General features: G+C 48.6%; 16 protein-coding genes and 1 riboswitch. All 16 genes read right to left on the minus strand.

The genetic code is table 11. From position 1 onward, the window contains the following. Nucleotides 1-26: 26 nt before the first annotated feature. Nucleotides 27-1,430 carry a F0F1 ATP synthase subunit beta gene (gene atpD, locus WFI24_RS16440; protein ID WP_047840699.1) on the minus strand — a complete coding sequence of 468 codons (1,404 nt, stop codon included), beginning with the start codon at nucleotides 1,428-1,430 and terminating at the stop codon, nucleotides 27-29. 94 nt (nucleotides 1,431-1,524) lie between these two features. Then, nucleotides 1,525-2,397 carry an ATP synthase F1 subunit gamma gene (gene atpG / locus WFI24_RS16445; protein ID WP_036612560.1) on the minus strand — a complete coding sequence of 291 codons (873 nt, stop codon included), beginning with the start codon at nucleotides 2,395-2,397 and terminating at the stop codon, nucleotides 1,525-1,527. Nucleotides 2,398-2,526: 129 nt separating this feature from the next. Next, nucleotides 2,527-4,041, minus strand: coding sequence for a F0F1 ATP synthase subunit alpha (atpA, locus tag WFI24_RS16450; protein WP_047840700.1), 1,515 nt, complete (start codon nucleotides 4,039-4,041; stop codon nucleotides 2,527-2,529). A 16-nt stretch (nucleotides 4,042-4,057) separates the two neighbouring features. Further along, nucleotides 4,058-4,606: a F0F1 ATP synthase subunit delta gene (locus WFI24_RS16455; protein WP_145324422.1), complete on the minus strand. Its 549-nt coding sequence runs from the start codon at nucleotides 4,604-4,606 to the stop codon at nucleotides 4,058-4,060. Beyond that, on the minus strand, nucleotides 4,603-5,091 hold the full coding sequence (gene atpF / locus WFI24_RS16460; protein WP_336762472.1) for a F0F1 ATP synthase subunit B: 489 nt from the start codon (nucleotides 5,089-5,091) through the stop codon (nucleotides 4,603-4,605). Before atpF ends, WFI24_RS16455 begins: the two co-directional genes overlap by 4 nt. A 115-nt stretch (nucleotides 5,092-5,206) precedes the next feature. Further along, entirely contained in the window at nucleotides 5,207-5,431 is a 225-nt protein-coding gene (gene atpE, locus WFI24_RS16465; RefSeq protein WP_017691934.1) for a F0F1 ATP synthase subunit C, read from the minus strand. A gap of 78 nt (nucleotides 5,432-5,509) precedes the next feature. After that, nucleotides 5,510-6,328 carry a F0F1 ATP synthase subunit A gene (atpB, locus tag WFI24_RS16470; protein ID WP_145324426.1) on the minus strand — a complete coding sequence of 273 codons (819 nt, stop codon included), beginning with the start codon at nucleotides 6,326-6,328 and terminating at the stop codon, nucleotides 5,510-5,512. Nucleotides 6,329-6,373: 45 nt separating this feature from the next. Beyond that, the gene (locus WFI24_RS16475) at nucleotides 6,374-6,751 is read right to left on the minus strand and encodes an ATP synthase subunit I (RefSeq protein ID WP_145324428.1); all 378 of its coding nucleotides are present in this window, start codon (nucleotides 6,749-6,751) and stop codon (nucleotides 6,374-6,376) included. Then, complete coding sequence (locus tag WFI24_RS16480; protein ID WP_145324430.1) at nucleotides 6,744-6,998, minus strand: AtpZ/AtpI family protein; 255 nt, start codon at nucleotides 6,996-6,998, stop codon at nucleotides 6,744-6,746. Before WFI24_RS16480 ends, WFI24_RS16475 begins: the two co-directional genes overlap by 8 nt. Before the next feature lie 186 nt (nucleotides 6,999-7,184). Continuing rightward, entirely contained in the window at nucleotides 7,185-8,342 is a 1,158-nt protein-coding gene (wecB, locus tag WFI24_RS16485; RefSeq protein WP_145324431.1) for a non-hydrolyzing UDP-N-acetylglucosamine 2-epimerase, read from the minus strand. 56 nt (nucleotides 8,343-8,398) lie between these two features. Beyond that, on the minus strand, nucleotides 8,399-9,028 hold the full coding sequence (upp, locus tag WFI24_RS16490) for a uracil phosphoribosyltransferase (RefSeq protein ID WP_336762477.1): 630 nt from the start codon (nucleotides 9,026-9,028) through the stop codon (nucleotides 8,399-8,401). A 424-nt stretch (nucleotides 9,029-9,452) separates the two neighbouring features. After that, nucleotides 9,453-10,700: a serine hydroxymethyltransferase gene (gene glyA, locus WFI24_RS16495; RefSeq protein ID WP_165980299.1), complete on the minus strand. Its 1,248-nt coding sequence runs from the start codon at nucleotides 10,698-10,700 to the stop codon at nucleotides 9,453-9,455. A gap of 270 nt (nucleotides 10,701-10,970) precedes the next feature. After that, a complete protein-coding gene (locus WFI24_RS16500; RefSeq protein WP_145324433.1) occupies nucleotides 10,971-11,564 on the minus strand; it encodes a TIGR01440 family protein in 594 nt (197 codons plus the stop codon). A 140-nt stretch (nucleotides 11,565-11,704) separates the two neighbouring features. Continuing rightward, nucleotides 11,705-11,786, minus strand: a riboswitch (ZMP/ZTP riboswitch). A 96-nt stretch (nucleotides 11,787-11,882) separates the two neighbouring features. Beyond that, the gene (locus tag WFI24_RS16505) at nucleotides 11,883-12,455 is read right to left on the minus strand and encodes a low molecular weight protein arginine phosphatase (RefSeq protein WP_062836957.1); all 573 of its coding nucleotides are present in this window, start codon (nucleotides 12,453-12,455) and stop codon (nucleotides 11,883-11,885) included. A gap of 58 nt (nucleotides 12,456-12,513) precedes the next feature. Next, on the minus strand, nucleotides 12,514-13,074 hold the full coding sequence (locus WFI24_RS16510; protein WP_150365846.1) for a manganese efflux pump MntP: 561 nt from the start codon (nucleotides 13,072-13,074) through the stop codon (nucleotides 12,514-12,516). Between the two features lie 180 nt (nucleotides 13,075-13,254). After that, nucleotides 13,255-14,454, minus strand: coding sequence for an L-threonylcarbamoyladenylate synthase (locus tag WFI24_RS16515; RefSeq protein ID WP_442956234.1), 1,200 nt, complete (start codon nucleotides 14,452-14,454; stop codon nucleotides 13,255-13,257). Nucleotides 14,455-14,521 lie beyond the last annotated feature (67 nt).

Consider the following 14,521-nt stretch of genomic DNA (forward strand, 5'->3'; position numbering starts at 1 on the left):
TTCATAAGGACAATCCTGGATTCAGACTAAACCAGTGTTTTGGCTTTCTCCACTGCCTCTTCAATTGTACCAACAAAGAGGAAAGCTGCTTCCGGAAGATCATCATACTTACCTTCGAGAATCTCTTTAAAGCTGCGCACCGTTTCTTTAACCGGAACGTATTTACCCGGAATACCGTTAAATGCTTCAGCAACGTGGAATGGCTGGGACAAGAAACGTTGGATTTTACGAGCACGGTATACAAGCGCTCTGTCTTCTTCACTCAACTCGTCCATACCCAGGATTGCAATGATATCTTGCAATTCATTGTAACGTGCCAAGATACGTTTAACGCCTTGAGCAACGCTGTAGTGTTCTTCACCTACAACTTCAGGGGACAAGATCCGGGAGCTGGAAGCCAGTGGATCTACCGCAGGGTAGATACCCATCTCGGAAATTTTACGCTCCAGGTTCGTCGTTGCATCCAAGTGGGCAAACGTCGTTGCAGGAGCCGGGTCAGTGTAGTCATCCGCAGGCACGTAGATGGCCTGAATGGATGTTACAGAACCTTTTTTCGTTGATGTGATACGCTCTTGCAGTTGACCCATTTCTGTTGCCAACGTAGGTTGGTAACCTACCGCGGAAGGCATACGTCCAAGCAAGGCAGATACTTCTGAACCCGCTTGGGTGAAACGGAAGATGTTATCGATAAAGAGCAACACGTCACGGCCTTCTTCATCACGGAAATATTCCGCCATTGTCAGACCTGTGAGGGCTACACGAAGACGTGCACCTGGAGGCTCGTTCATTTGTCCGAAGACCATTGCTGTTTTGTTGATAACGCCGGAATCACTCATCTCGTGATACAAGTCATTACCTTCACGTGTACGCTCACCAACACCCGCGAATACGGAAATACCGCCGTGCTCTTGTGCGATGTTGTTGATCAATTCCTGAATGGTTACCGTCTTACCTACACCCGCACCACCGAAGAGGCCGATTTTACCACCTTTGGCGTAAGGAGCGAGCAAGTCGATAACTTTGATTCCTGTCTCCAGCATCTCTGCTTGGGTAGTCAGTTCATCAAATGCAGGTGCTGAACGGTGAATCGGGTTCTTGTGCTCAGCAGCTACGGCACCGCCAGTATCAATTGCTTCGCCGAGTACGTTAAATACACGACCCAGTGTTGCTTCTCCGACAGGTACAGAGATTGGAGCTCCTGTATCTAATGCTTCCATACCACGAACAAGTCCATCCGTGGAGGACATCGCAATACAACGTACACGGTTGTCACCCAGATGTTTCGAAGCTTCGAGTGTAAGGTTTACACTAACGCCGCTCTCACTTACTGTAGTGATCGTAATGGCATTGAGGATTTCCGGCAGACCGCCGCGATCAAACTCGACGTCAACAACCGGACCCATGATGCTCACAACGCGTCCTTTGTTCATCTTAACGTTCCCCTCCTACAAGCCTGCTACTTTTGCAAAAATAATGTACCGTTCGTTTATCTTTGCTCTGCAAGCCTTCATTAATAAAAAACGGTTAGCCTTGTGCTGCGTTGGCACCTGCCACAATTTCCGTAATCTCCTGCGTAATCGCCGCTTGACGGGCACGGTTATAGGTCAATGACAAGTCGTTAATGAGTTTGGATGCATTTTTGGTTGCATTACCCATTGCCGTCATTTTCGCGCCCAGCTCACTTGCCTTACCGTTCAGAAGCGCACCATAGATCAGCGTTTCCGCGTAACGCGGAAGCAAAACCTCCAGTACAGCCTCAGCAGACGGCTCGTATTCGTAGCTTGCCGTTGGTCCTTCCGCAGCAGTTACCTCAGGTGTTTCCATCGGAAGAAGTTTTTCTACCGTAGGAATCTGGGTCAACGCATTCACAAAGCGGTTATAACAAATGTACAATTCATCAAATTCAGCCAGTTCAAACCCATGAACCGCTTCGTGTGCGATGGATTTGATATCTGCAAATGAAGGCGAATCCGACAGATCCGTTGTTGTGGATGCCATCGCAATTTCACGACGTCTGAAGTAATCGCGTCCTTTACGTCCAATGACGAACAATTCGTAGTCATCCTGGGAGTTGTGGCGCTCTTTAAGCGTCTGATTAACCTGACGCAAAACGTTCGCATTGTATCCACCTGCAAGACCACGGTCCGATGTAATGATCAGGTAAGCAGTCTTTTTGACCGGACGGCTCTCCAGCATCGGGTGTTGTATGCCTTGGGTGCTTGATGCAATACTCGCTACAACTTCTTTCAGTTTCTCCGAATAAGGACGGGCTGCTTCCGCTTTTTCCTGCGCTTTACGCAGTTTTGCAGCAGCTACCATCTCCATTGCTTTGGTGATCTGCTTGGTGCTTTGTACGCTTTTAATTTGCCGCTTAATTTCGCGCATGCCTTTTGCCATGATTTCACCACCTTAAAGTTTTGACAAAGTCAAAACTACATCGTAAGCATCATCTTTTTTGACAGAGTCAAAGTATTACATGCAGACATGCGGAATCGGTTAGACAACTCCGCACCTGCAATCATTTATTTAGACAGAGACAGCAAAGCTCTTTCTGAACTTTTCAATTGCGCCTTTCAGCGCGTTTTCGTTGTCTGCAGTCAATTCTTTAGTATCACGGATCGATGCAAGAATTTCCGGATGGCTGCTCTCCATGAACGCGAGGAACTCACGCTCAAAACGAGTAACATCACCTGTTGGAATTTCATCCAGGAATCCTTTAACTGCAGTGTACAAGCTGACTACCTGTTGTTCTACAGGCAAAGGCTGGTTAACACCTTGCTTCAGGATTTCCATCATGCGTGCACCACGATTCAGGCGGGCCTGAGTCGCTTTATCCAGATCGGAACCGAACTGGGAGAACGCTTGAAGCTCACGATATTGAGCGAGGTCGAGACGCAGGGAACCTGCAACCTTTTTCATCGCTTTAATCTGAGCAGAACCACCGACACGGGATACGGAAATACCTACGTTGATCGCCGGGCGTTGTCCAGCATTGAACAAGTCAGCTTCCAAGAAGATTTGTCCGTCTGTGATGGAGATTACGTTCGTTGGAATGTATGCAGATACGTCGGAAGCTTGTGTTTCAATAAACGGAAGTGCGGTTAAAGAACCACCACCAAGTTCATCATTCAGCTTCGCAGCACGCTCCAGCAAACGGGAGTGCAGGTAGAAGACGTCACCCGGATAAGCCTCACGGCCCGGTGGACGACGAAGCAACAAGGAAAGCTCACGATATGCAGAGGCTTGTTTGGTCAAGTCATCATAGATAACCAGAACGTGCTCGCCTTTGTACATGAAGTACTCACCCATTGAGCAACCGGAATACGGTGCGATGTACAAGAGTGGTGATGGATCGGAAGCTGCTGCAGTTACAACAATTGTGTACTCCATTGCGCCTTTACGACGAAGAGTTTCCACAACTTGAGCAACCGTAGACTGTTTCTGACCAATAGCCACATAGATACACTTCATGCCGCTACCTTTTTGGTTCAGGATCGCATCAATTGCGATGGATGTTTTACCTGTTTGACGGTCACCGATGATCAACTCACGTTGTCCACGGCCGATTGGAACCATTGCATCGATGGCTTTGATCCCTGTTTGCATTGGCTCATGAACCGATTTACGATCCATTACACCTGGTGCTTTACCTTCAACTGGACGGAATTCCGTTGTAGCGATTGGCCCTTTGCCATCTACTGGAATACCGAGCGGGTTCACAACGCGTCCAATCAATGCTTCGCCTACAGGCACTTGCATGATTTGACCAGTACGTTTCACTTGGTCGCCTTCACGAATATCGTAGTAAGGTCCCAGGATAACGACACCGACATTGCTTTCTTCTACGTTCATGGCGAGTCCCATAACACCGCTTGGGAATTCAACCAACTCGTTGGACATGACGTTCTCAAGTCCGTAAACACGAGCGATACCATCACCAACCTCGATTACCGTTCCGACTTCGACTACATCGATATCGGTCTTGTATTGTTCGATTTGGCTCTTAATTAATGTACTGATTTCTTCTGGTTTGATACTCAAGTGTCCTCACCCCAATCTACTGTACTCGTCTGTTAAAAGACTGCTCAAGACGTTCGAGCTTGCCAGCCAAGCTGCCGTCATAGATCGTATCGCCAATGGCGACTTTCAATCCGCCCAGCAGAGTCGGATCAACAATGTTCTCGATACGAATCTTTTTATTCACACGGCCACCGAATTCACGGGCTACCGCTTCTTTTTCTTCATCATTCAATGCATAAGTCGAGTAGACACGTGCATCAGCGATGCCGAGCGACTCACCTTGGATCTTCCGATAATCAATCAGCAAGTCTTCCAGCAATTCAACGCGTCCGCGTTCAATCAACAACAAGACTGTACGAAGGACTGATTCGGATACCTTACCATCAAGACTTGAGTGAAGCACCTGCTGCTTAGCTTCATCAGAGATGTTAGGAGATACGATGAATTTCTCGATATCAGCATCTCCGGTCAATGCACTAACTACTGCAACCAGTTCCTGTTCAACCTCAAGCACCTGCTGCTGCTGAAGAGCAACTTCGAACAATGCTTTCGCATAACGCTTGGCAACAATCGTATCGCGGCTCATTGTCGGCCTCCTACCTCATTGAGGTATTGGTTCACAAGTTCTTCTTGTGCAGGACCGTTCTCAACTTCTTTTTTGATCAACTTGGATGCAATCTGAACGGAAGCTGTACCCAGTTCGTTGCGAAGCGCTGCGACTGCTTTGTTCTTCTCGCTCTCGATTTCGCGTACTGCATCGTCTTTCAGACGATTAGCTTCTGCTTTCGCATCAGCCAAAATCGATTCAGCTTGTTTGCCACCCGTTTGTTTGGATTGTTCAATGATGTCGTAAGCATCTTGGCGTGCTTGCTCAAGAGCTTGTTTTTGTTCCTCCACATAGGCGATGGCCTGTTCTCTAGTCTGTGCAGCCTCATTCATCTGCGTCAACACGAGTTCACGACGTTTTTCCATAATGGAGAACAAAGGACCGAAAGCATAACGGCTAAGCAGCCAATATAAAATTGCGAATGCAACAATCGCAAGAAGCGTATTTTCCCATATGAAACTCAATCTGTTCACTCCTTCCTGGAGGTATCCTTGGAACATTCATCTGCAGGTAGCAGACATTACCTAAAAAGAAGGCGCGGATGGCTATGGCCTTCCCCGCCAAACCTTTAAAATTTAATTAAGCCATACCGTAGAACATGAACGCGAGTACCACACCGATGATCGGCAATACCTCGATCAAACCTACACCGATAAACATTGTTGTTTGAAGAGTGGATTTTGCTTCCGGTTGACGGGCAATACCTTCCACCGTTTTGCTGATTACCATACCGTTACCAATACCTGCGCCAAACGCGCCCAGTCCTGCAACAATTGCTGCTGCGATTAATGCCATTGCTCCCATTTGTATATCCTCCTTAAAATGATAAATCGAATTTTTTATTGTTCAGCCTGGTGAAGAAATCTTCGTAGGGCTTGAAACTTAATGCTCGTCGTGCGTCTCGATGCTCTGTGAAATGTACACCATCATCAAGATAACAAACACAAATGCCTGGATCGCGCCGATAAAGATACTAAAGCCTTGCCACACCATTAGTAGCGGAATCGCTGCAATAGCACCAAACACTTTGAATGTGGTCAGTTTCAGGATCGTTGCGATCAGTACTTCACCCGCGAAGATATTCGCGAATAGACGCATACCGTGTGTCAATAGCTTGGATGCCGTCTCAATCAAGTTGATTGGCAAGAACAAGGCGAATGGCTTGAGGTAATGCTGGAGATAGCCTTTCGTGTTGCGGAACAATCCGAGTCCATGAGATACAAGGAACGCTACCAGAGCAAGTCCCATTGTTACAGACAGATCGGCTGTCGGTGATTTCCACCATGCCAGTTCAACGTGCGGGTGTGCTTCAGGGTCTTTGGCATGCGCTTCTTCAAACGCTTCCACCGCTGTAACAATCGGCTGACCGAATACCTGTGCCTGATTAACATCTGTTACTTCAGATACAGCCACGATCGGAAGACCGAGCATATTCCCTACAAAAATGAACATAATCATGGAAAGAGCGAGAGAGATAAAATGTTTACCTTTCTTCATATCCATTGTACTGGAAATCAGATTGCGGACGAATTCTACTGCCCACTCCATAAAATTTTGCAGCTTGCCGGGGTTTTCAACGGATAATCTTCTTGTTGCCAATACAGCAAAAATAAAAACAATTGCACCTGTTACAACCAGCATCAACAGAACCGATAGATCCAGTCGAAATCCGCCAAGCATAATAATTGGAGCTTCATGCATATTTTTCTCACCCCTTTCTCGACTTGAAAGCTGCAGCACCTAACATCATTTTGCTCTGCGGGAATGGACAATCCCTATAATCAGTAAGGAATATTGTGCAATGACGAGACCGCCTGCAACCGCATATGTATTGAAGTACTGCGGAAAGCGCATCGATATGAATATACCGAGCACAGCGAGTGCCGCTCTTGTCAAAAATCCCAGGTTCACACGCTTCAAGTTACCTTCTGCCGCATCATCAGACATTTTCCTTACTTTGTAGCCCAAGTAAAATGCATTGATCCAGCTAACTCCTGTACCCAGGGCCAGTCCCAAAGCAATTGTCTCCACACGTGGCATAAAGGCCGCTGCGAGAAAACAAATCATAAGAAAGTACATGATGAAAACAGTCATCGATCTGCGGTATCTGGTTAGTTCACTCATCACTTTCCCCCATGACTTTTTTCGCGATAAAGTAGATGCTTACACCGCCTGCCGCAAGAAAAAAGAGAACGCTTACGGCGATCCATATTCCGTTACCTCCGATGGTCTTGTCCAACCAGGAGCCAGCGTAATATCCGGCAACAGCGAGAATGGCAATCTCGATCCCAAATGCTGTCACGAGTCCCATTGCTTTCCACACGTTATCGTCATGGTTACGGGATGAATTTGGTTTGTTCGAATCGGCCATTTTCCACGCCACCCTTGCAATCCCAGTTAATTTTACTGAATGATGAGAGCCTTTGTCAATTGAATGATTTTAGCGTTTTAAAGGGTAAAACGACGGGAATATAGACCCTCAAAGCCCATAAACCCGCGTAAACCGTACAGTTTAACTGTATGCTATGCCCTTTATAAATCCGTCAGAAAAAAAGTATTATTTTTTGAATTTTCTGTGAAATGATTCCGGACGCTCACTATTTACACCAAAATGGTGCAAAATCGCATTGACAATTCTTTCCGAAGCATGTCCATCACCGTATGGATTGGCAGCCTGACTCATGCTTGCATACAGTGTTTCGTCTGTAAGCAGAGCTTTGGTCCGTTCATATACACGTTCCTCTTCGGTACCTACCAATTCCAGCGTTCCAGCTTCAATACCTTCCGGGCGTTCTGTTGTATCGCGCAATACGAGCACAGGCACACCAAACGAAGGCGCTTCTTCCTGCAAACCGCCTGAATCGGTCAAAATCAAGTGAGTATGCGGGTAAAAGTTATGCAAATCCACCACGTCTAGTGGATCAATTAATTGAATACGGGGATGATTCCCCAAAATCGCGTGAGCCGGCTCCTTCACAGCAGGACTTGGATGCACCGGGTACACGATGGCAATATCTTCGAATTCGTCGGCAATCCGTTTGACGGCCTGGAAAATGTTGCGGTGAGGCTCGCCTTGAGATTCACGGCGATGAGCTGTCATCAGCACAAGGCGTTTGCCTTGGGCCCAATCAAGTACCGGGTGTGTGTAGTCCTCCCGTACTGTATATTGAAACACATCGGTTACCGTGTTGCCTGTGACATACGTACTAGACTCTGATTTATTTTCTTTGGCAAGATTGGAAGAAGACCAATCCGTAGGCGCAAAGTGTAGATCAGCCAGCACTCCCGTCAACTGACGGTTCATCTCTTCCGGATATGGAGATAGCTTGTTCCACGTCCGAAGCCCCGCTTCCACATGCCCTACCTGAATCTGTTGCAGGAATGCTGCGTAGCTCGCTACAAAGGTAGTCAATGTATCCCCGTGAACCAGTACAATATCCGGCTTAGCTTCAGCTAATACCGGCTCCAGACCACCAAGTACACGAATCGTAATTTCGTTCAATGTCTGGCGGTCTTTCATTACATCCAGATCATAATCGGGATGAATGTCGAAAACTTCAAGTACCTGATCCAACATTTGGCGATGCTGCGCAGTTACGCAAACAATGGATTCAATAGACTCGGGATGTTTTTGCAATTCCAAAATAAGCGGAGCCATCTTGATGGCTTCCGGACGCACCCCGAAGATCGTCATGACTTTAATTTTGTTGGACATTCGAGCAAAGCCCCTTTTCTATAAGTTCCGAACCTCTTACAAGCATGAAAATATGCTTATTTAGTGCCGTATAGACGGTCTCCTGCATCTCCAAGTCCTGGAACGATATAACCATGATCATCCAGACGGTCGTCCAATGCTGCTACATAGATATCCACATCGGGATGTGCATCCTGTACAGCTTTTACGCCTTCCGGTGCTGCTACCAGGTTCATCATTTTAATTTGAGTACAGCCGCGTTTTTTGAGCACGTCAATGGCTGCAATTGCCGAACCGCCAGTCGCAAGCATCGGATCAATTACGATCAATTGACGCTCTGTCACGTCTGTAGGCAGTTTGGTGTAGTATTCTACCGGTTGCAGTGTTTCCGGATCACGGAACAGACCAACATGTCCAACCTTTGCCGCTGGCAACAATTTCACAACGCCATCCAGCATTCCGAGTCCTGCACGCAGAATCGGCACCAGCCCAAGCATACGTCCAGAGATGACTTTACCTTGTGTTGCAGCTACAGGTGTCTGTACATCAATCGTTTCCAGTTCAACATCTCTTGTAATCTCATAAGCCATCAACGTTGCTACTTCATCCACCAATTCACGAAAATCTTTCGTATTCGTACGCATGTCGCGTATAAACGTCAGTTTGTGTTGAATCAAAGGGTGATCACATACTACTAATTTTCCCATCTAATTTGTCCCTCCGGTAAGTTCTTCATGTTCAGCATTTCCAAATATACCTAGCCACCATTCATGGGCTCGATAAATCCTGTATATTATATCATCACCAACAACGAATTACACCATCAAAGGGCACCCAATCATTACAGAATACCGAATCCTATAAAAAACAGGACCGGAAAATGATCCATCCGGTCCTGTTTTGCTCATGGTGTTATGTCATTGAGTGGGAAAAATATGAATACAAGTGATGCTCCGCAAACAGATTGCACCTTCGATCACTGTTATCCCCTGATTTTTTTAATCCTCCTATTAAAGGAGAAAATCAGGGCATAAAGGCGAGCGCTTCGCTTCTCCGGTTGCATTCTGCCAGCTTCGTCTTTTGTATTCCAATTTATCAAAACTCAAAAGAAAGCAGCATGAGCAACGTTTTTTAGTATTTAAGGTCGGTATAGAGCGGGAATTGGTCTGTCAGTGCAGTCACTTCTGCACGAGCTTCATCCAGCTTCGCCGTATCTTTTGGATTTTTCAGTGTTTTGGCAATGATCTTACCGATCGCTACCATCGCTTCTTCGTTCATGCCACGGGAAGTTGCAGCAGGTGTACCAATTCGAATACCGCTCGTTACAAACGGGCTAGTAGGATCGAATGGTATTGCATTTTTGTTCACGGTAATACCGATGGAATCAAGCACATGCTCAGCTTCCTTACCTGTGATGTTCACACTGCGTGTGTCGATCAGCATCAAGTGGTTATCTGTACCACCGGATACGATGTTCAATCCTTCAGCGATCAGTGTTTCAGCCAAAACCTGTGCGTTTTTTACGACATTCTGTGCATATGTTTTGAACGAAGGTTGAAGTGCTTCACCAAATGCTACGGCTTTGGAAGCAATCACGTGCATCAGAGGTCCACCTTGGGAACCTGGGAATACAGCTTTATCAATCGCTGCTGCCCATGCTTTGCGGCACAGAATCATACCACCACGAGGTCCGCGCAGCGTTTTGTGTGTTGTTGTTGTAACGAAATGCGCATGTGGAACCGGGTTTGGATGCAAACCAGCAGCAACCAGTCCGGCGATGTGAGCCATATCTACCATGAACAAAGCACCTACATCATTGGCGATGGAAGCCAGCTTTTCAAAATCAATGGTACGCGGATATGCACTTGCACCTGCAACGATCAGACGAGGGCGGTGTTTGAAAGCCGCTTTGCGTACTTCATCATAATCAATCAGGAATGTATCTTCCTGTACGCCGTATGCTACGAAATTATACAGCAAACCGGATGCGTTAACCGGGCTACCGTGTGTGAGGTGTCCACCATGGGCAAGGTTCATACCAAGTACAGTATCACCTGGTTTCAATGCTGCAAGATATACTGCCATGTTCGCTTGTGCGCCGGAGTGAGGCTGAACATTCACGTGTTCTGCTCCGAACAATTCTTTTGCACGATCACGTGCGATGTCTTCAACGATGTCCACATGCTCACAACCGCCATAGTAACGTTTGCCAGGATATCCTTCAGCGTACTTGTTGGTCAGAACAGATCCCAGTGCTTCAATTACTGCTTCACTTACGATGTTCTCGGATGCAATCAGCTCAATGTTGTTCTGTTGACGTTTTAGTTCAAGATTCATCGCTTCCAGTACTGCCGGGTCATTCTTGCGCAATTGTTCCATGATTAAATTCCTCCCAGGTATAAGTGAAGTTATAAAGCGAAACTAAGTGGTTACACTCCTGACTTCGATTGCATCACCATCTTCCGATCGCTGTTATCCCCGGATTTTTCTGAACTCCCTTATAATAAGGGGATAATCCGGGGATAGCGTATGCTTCCGATGTAGCTTTCCTTCGGAAAGCTTTCAGGCGAACGCTTTGCTTCTTCAGATTGGTGTTGCACTCTCCGTTTTCGTGTAAAGTCTAATTTAGCTTTATATTGGTTGAAGATATCAGTCACAAAATGTCGAATCTGGTTGTTCTTCCATACGATACACCGCGCGTTCGCCGCCAATTAACTTCGGACGGGTTAACGCTGTGGTAACACGAGCATCTCCAACATAGCGGAGCGCTGTACGATAGGGTACGGCTACATGCCGGAGATGCATTCCAATCATCGTCTCCCCAATATCCAGGCCAGCATGGGCCTGCACATGTTCAGCCAGGCATGGATCGGTCAGCGAACGATATGCTGCGGATGCCATGGAACCTCCGGCCTTCGGCACGGGTACTGCACCAACCTCAGTCAATCCAAGACGAGTTAGCACAGAACGTTCCATTACCAGCGCACGGTTCAGATGCTCACAACATTGGAATACCGTGTCAAAACCGAACTCCTCCTGCACCTCGCGTATACCCGCAAGAAGCTGCTGCGCCACTTCAATGGCACCACTTGTACCAATTCGCTCGCCTGCGACTTCACTTGTGCTTGTACCGATCACAACGATCTGTCCAGGTCCAAGCTGTCCGGCTAGCGCCAGTTCATGCAGAATGGATGCGGTCTGTTCTTGCAATCCGGGTTGTTCCGAATCTAACTCTATAGTCATCCTATCATCGCCTCCCGATAAAATCATGCCCGCTTTTTCTTGGCTGTCTTCGTATTCTTGCACGGCATCTCAGGTACTATTATAGCGAATAATCAGATGAAAGACGAAAAAAAGAGCAGTCTGCGGGTAACGCAGAATTGCTCTTTTGCCCAGGCGACCGGCCGTTTGTTCCGGTGCTCCATCGTGGTTATGCCCACTTCGTCGCCAGTTACACCGGATCCCTGTTTTCCCCTTCATCATAAATCAACCCGCAGCTAAAATCAACGGTTAATTTACATCACGTGTCCTGTTTCTATAACCTGCCCCGCAGGATCAGAATTATCCCAGCTTATCCAAAAGCCGATCCAATGCAGTCCGAATCTCAGCCGCAGCTATATTGTAATCATCACGACTTCCCCCAAACGGATCGGAGATGTCGAAACTTGGAATTCGTTGTCTGATCTCAATGGCTCGCTCACGCTCCGATGCCAGGATCTCTTGCCCAAGGGCACGTTTCATCTCCAGCGTAGCAAACAGGCTGTCCAACTCCTGGACATCATTTAATACCTGTTCATCATCCTCCACATACTCTTTCAATGTATAGGTTTTGTGGACGGAGTCGGGAAAAACCTGCATGACATGTTGCTTGTGACTCCGTGTTAACGTAAGAACCAAGTCAGCCCAACCTACTAGATTGGAGCTAAGTTGTGTGGAATGAGGTGGTCCTTCCACGTTATGATCTCTCAACACCGCTTCCGCATGACGGGAGATCGGCATACCCGATGTTGCTGCCACACCTGCGGAACGAACTTCTACCTGAATGCCGCGCTCCGATGCCAATTTTCGCAAAAGCCCCTCTGCCATGGGGCTGCGGCACGTATTTCCTGTACATACGAATAAAATATGTTTCATTGTGTTAGCCTCCCCATTTTACATATGATGCGAATGATATGATTACTCACGTTTTATTCTAGAATATAAACAAAAGTCCGAACGCAAGCAAGATTGCGCCACCAATAGCTTCGCCGTAATCACCGAGATTCTGACTCACCCGGCGGCCTAATAGCAGCCCCATTACCGACATCACCCCGCCACACACACCAAAGGCAAGGACCGTCAAAATCAGATTACTACTAAACATTCCCAGTGAAACGCCAACGGAAAATGAATCCACACTTACACTGAGTGAAAACAAAACAACGCCGAGCAGGGAACGGTGGTTCACCAGCTTGGTATCACCTTCGCGGAATGCATTCAGAATCATATGACCACCCAGTAGAACAAGCAATCCCCCCGCAGCATAAGTCGTAATGTCACCGAGCAGCGAGCTGACGTATTTGCCCATATACATGCCGATGAGCGGCATGATGATATGAAACAGCGCTGTTACTGTACTGATCCGCAATACATCCCTCAGTCGAATGCCCTTCATGCCAATTCCGATTCCGAGCGAGAACGCATCAAGGCCCAGCGCAACAGCCATGATCAAAATGGTTACCAACTGCCCTACATGGGCAGACACATCCCACATCCCCATACCCCCAAGTCACGTAAAGGTTCTTGTACACGATATGCGGACAAGGACCTAAACATGACCGATGAAAGGTAAACGGTGACGGATCTATGGAATTCGATGCTGGCTTTATAGATATTTTGAAATTGTTTTGAAAAAAGGGTGATTAGCTCTCCCTGACTGTATGATCAGGAGAGGTTAGGAGGGTTGCTGGTCGCCAACTTGTATGAGTTGGTTACCTGCAGCCTTGAGCAGCCGATTCATGACGGCTGCACCCAGCCCTTCGCGTGAGCAGGCTTCAGCCACAATATAAGTGGCGCCTTGCTCATCGCAGCTGCGCAGCGCGGCGTATAGCCGGCGCGCTGCTTCTTCCAGCTCGCTGGCGTCACCCAGCGAGAACACGGCATCGGCGCGGTACTGCTCCGCGTGCTCGGCGAACGCCAGCACCGCGGTGCGCTCTCCGCGCTGCGCCGCCTCTGCGATGGCGGCGCTGATCCAGGCCGCCACCGCTGCGGGCGGCCCCTCCACCACGCACAGCGCCCCTGCGGGTGCGTAGTGCGTGTACTTCATGCCCGGCGAGCGCGGCGCCGGGCTGCCCACGCCATCGGACCCCTCCGCGAGTAGCGCGGGGTCCGTGGCGACACGGGCGGCAACGGCGGACAGCTGTTCCGCTGTAATGCCGCCAGGGCGCAGGATGGTGACGGTACCGTCGTCACCGACCTGCACAACCGTGGACTCGACGCCCACCCCAGTGGGGCCGCCGTCCACGATGCCGCCGATGCGGCCATCCAGATCCTCGCGCACATGAGACGCGAGTGTTGGGCTTGGCCGCCCGGAGCGGTTGGCGCTTGGTGCAGCCACAGGGCATGCCGCCGCCGCGATCAACTGCAAGGCCACCGGGTGGTCCGGCATGCGCACGGCCACCGTGTCCAGACCGGCGGTGACCCGCGGGGACACCGCACCCGGCCTAACCGGCAACACGAGCGTCAATGGTCCCGGCCAGAAGGCCGCCATCAGCGCTTCCGCCGTTTCATTCACTTCCGTGACCAGCGCATCCAACTGGTCACGGTGCGCGATATGCACAATCAGTGGATTGTCAGATGGTCGGCCTTTGGCGACAAATACAGCCTCCACGGCTGCTGTGCTACGCGCATCAGCACCCAGGCCATAGACCGTCTCGGTCGGAAAGGCCACCGTCTGACCTTGACGAATGCAGGCTGCGGCAGCCTGCAAGTCGGCGAGCGCCTGTTGATCGGCGCTCCCCTTTTTCACATCCAACCCATTAATATTACCCATTCCATGATCATTCTCAGCGCTCACCAAGACGCGTACATCCCACATCTCGGTGAACAGTTCTCCCGGAGCTTTCGTATTACGTATTTCTCTACCATCCCTCATCTCAGAGGTGTGTTGCCAAGGTTCGTTTTCTCTGCTCATATATTATCATTCCTAAACTTCAAGTAGG

Origin of the sequence: Paenibacillus sp. USHLN196 (assembly GCF_037144955.1) — a bacterium.
GTDB lineage: Bacteria > Bacillota > Bacilli > Paenibacillales > Paenibacillaceae > Paenibacillus > Paenibacillus xylanexedens_C.

Excerpts from the sequence above, each read along its gene's own strand:
- atpD (WP_047840699.1), bottom strand. The coding sequence starts at position 1,430 with ATGAACAAAGGACGCGTTGTGAGCATCATGGGTCCGGTTGTTGACGTC.
- atpG (WP_036612560.1), bottom strand. The coding sequence starts at position 2,397 with ATGGCAAAAGGCATGCGCGAAATTAAGCGGCAAATTAAAAGCGTACAA.
- WFI24_RS16455 (WP_145324422.1), bottom strand. The coding sequence starts at position 4,606 with ATGAGCCGCGATACGATTGTTGCCAAGCGTTATGCGAAAGCATTGTTC.
- atpE (WP_017691934.1), bottom strand. The coding sequence starts at position 5,431 with ATGGGAGCAATGGCATTAATCGCAGCAGCAATTGTTGCAGGACTGGGC.
- atpB (WP_145324426.1), bottom strand. The coding sequence starts at position 6,328 with ATGCATGAAGCTCCAATTATTATGCTTGGCGGATTTCGACTGGATCTA.
- WFI24_RS16475 (WP_145324428.1), bottom strand. The coding sequence starts at position 6,751 with ATGAGTGAACTAACCAGATACCGCAGATCGATGACTGTTTTCATCATG.
- WFI24_RS16480 (WP_145324430.1), bottom strand. The coding sequence starts at position 6,998 with ATGGCCGATTCGAACAAACCAAATTCATCCCGTAACCATGACGATAAC.
- wecB (WP_145324431.1), bottom strand. The coding sequence starts at position 8,342 with ATGTCCAACAAAATTAAAGTCATGACGATCTTCGGGGTGCGTCCGGAA.
- upp (WP_336762477.1), bottom strand. The coding sequence starts at position 9,028 with ATGGGAAAATTAGTAGTATGTGATCACCCTTTGATTCAACACAAACTG.
- glyA (WP_165980299.1), bottom strand. The coding sequence starts at position 10,700 with ATGGAACAATTGCGCAAGAATGACCCGGCAGTACTGGAAGCGATGAAT.
- WFI24_RS16500 (WP_145324433.1), bottom strand. The coding sequence starts at position 11,564 with ATGACTATAGAGTTAGATTCGGAACAACCCGGATTGCAAGAACAGACC.
- WFI24_RS16505 (WP_062836957.1), bottom strand. The coding sequence starts at position 12,455 with ATGAAACATATTTTATTCGTATGTACAGGAAATACGTGCCGCAGCCCC.
- WFI24_RS16510 (WP_150365846.1), bottom strand. The coding sequence starts at position 13,074 with ATGTGGGATGTGTCTGCCCATGTAGGGCAGTTGGTAACCATTTTGATC.
- WFI24_RS16515 (WP_442956234.1), bottom strand. The coding sequence starts at position 14,454 with ATGAGGGATGGTAGAGAAATACGTAATACGAAAGCTCCGGGAGAACTG.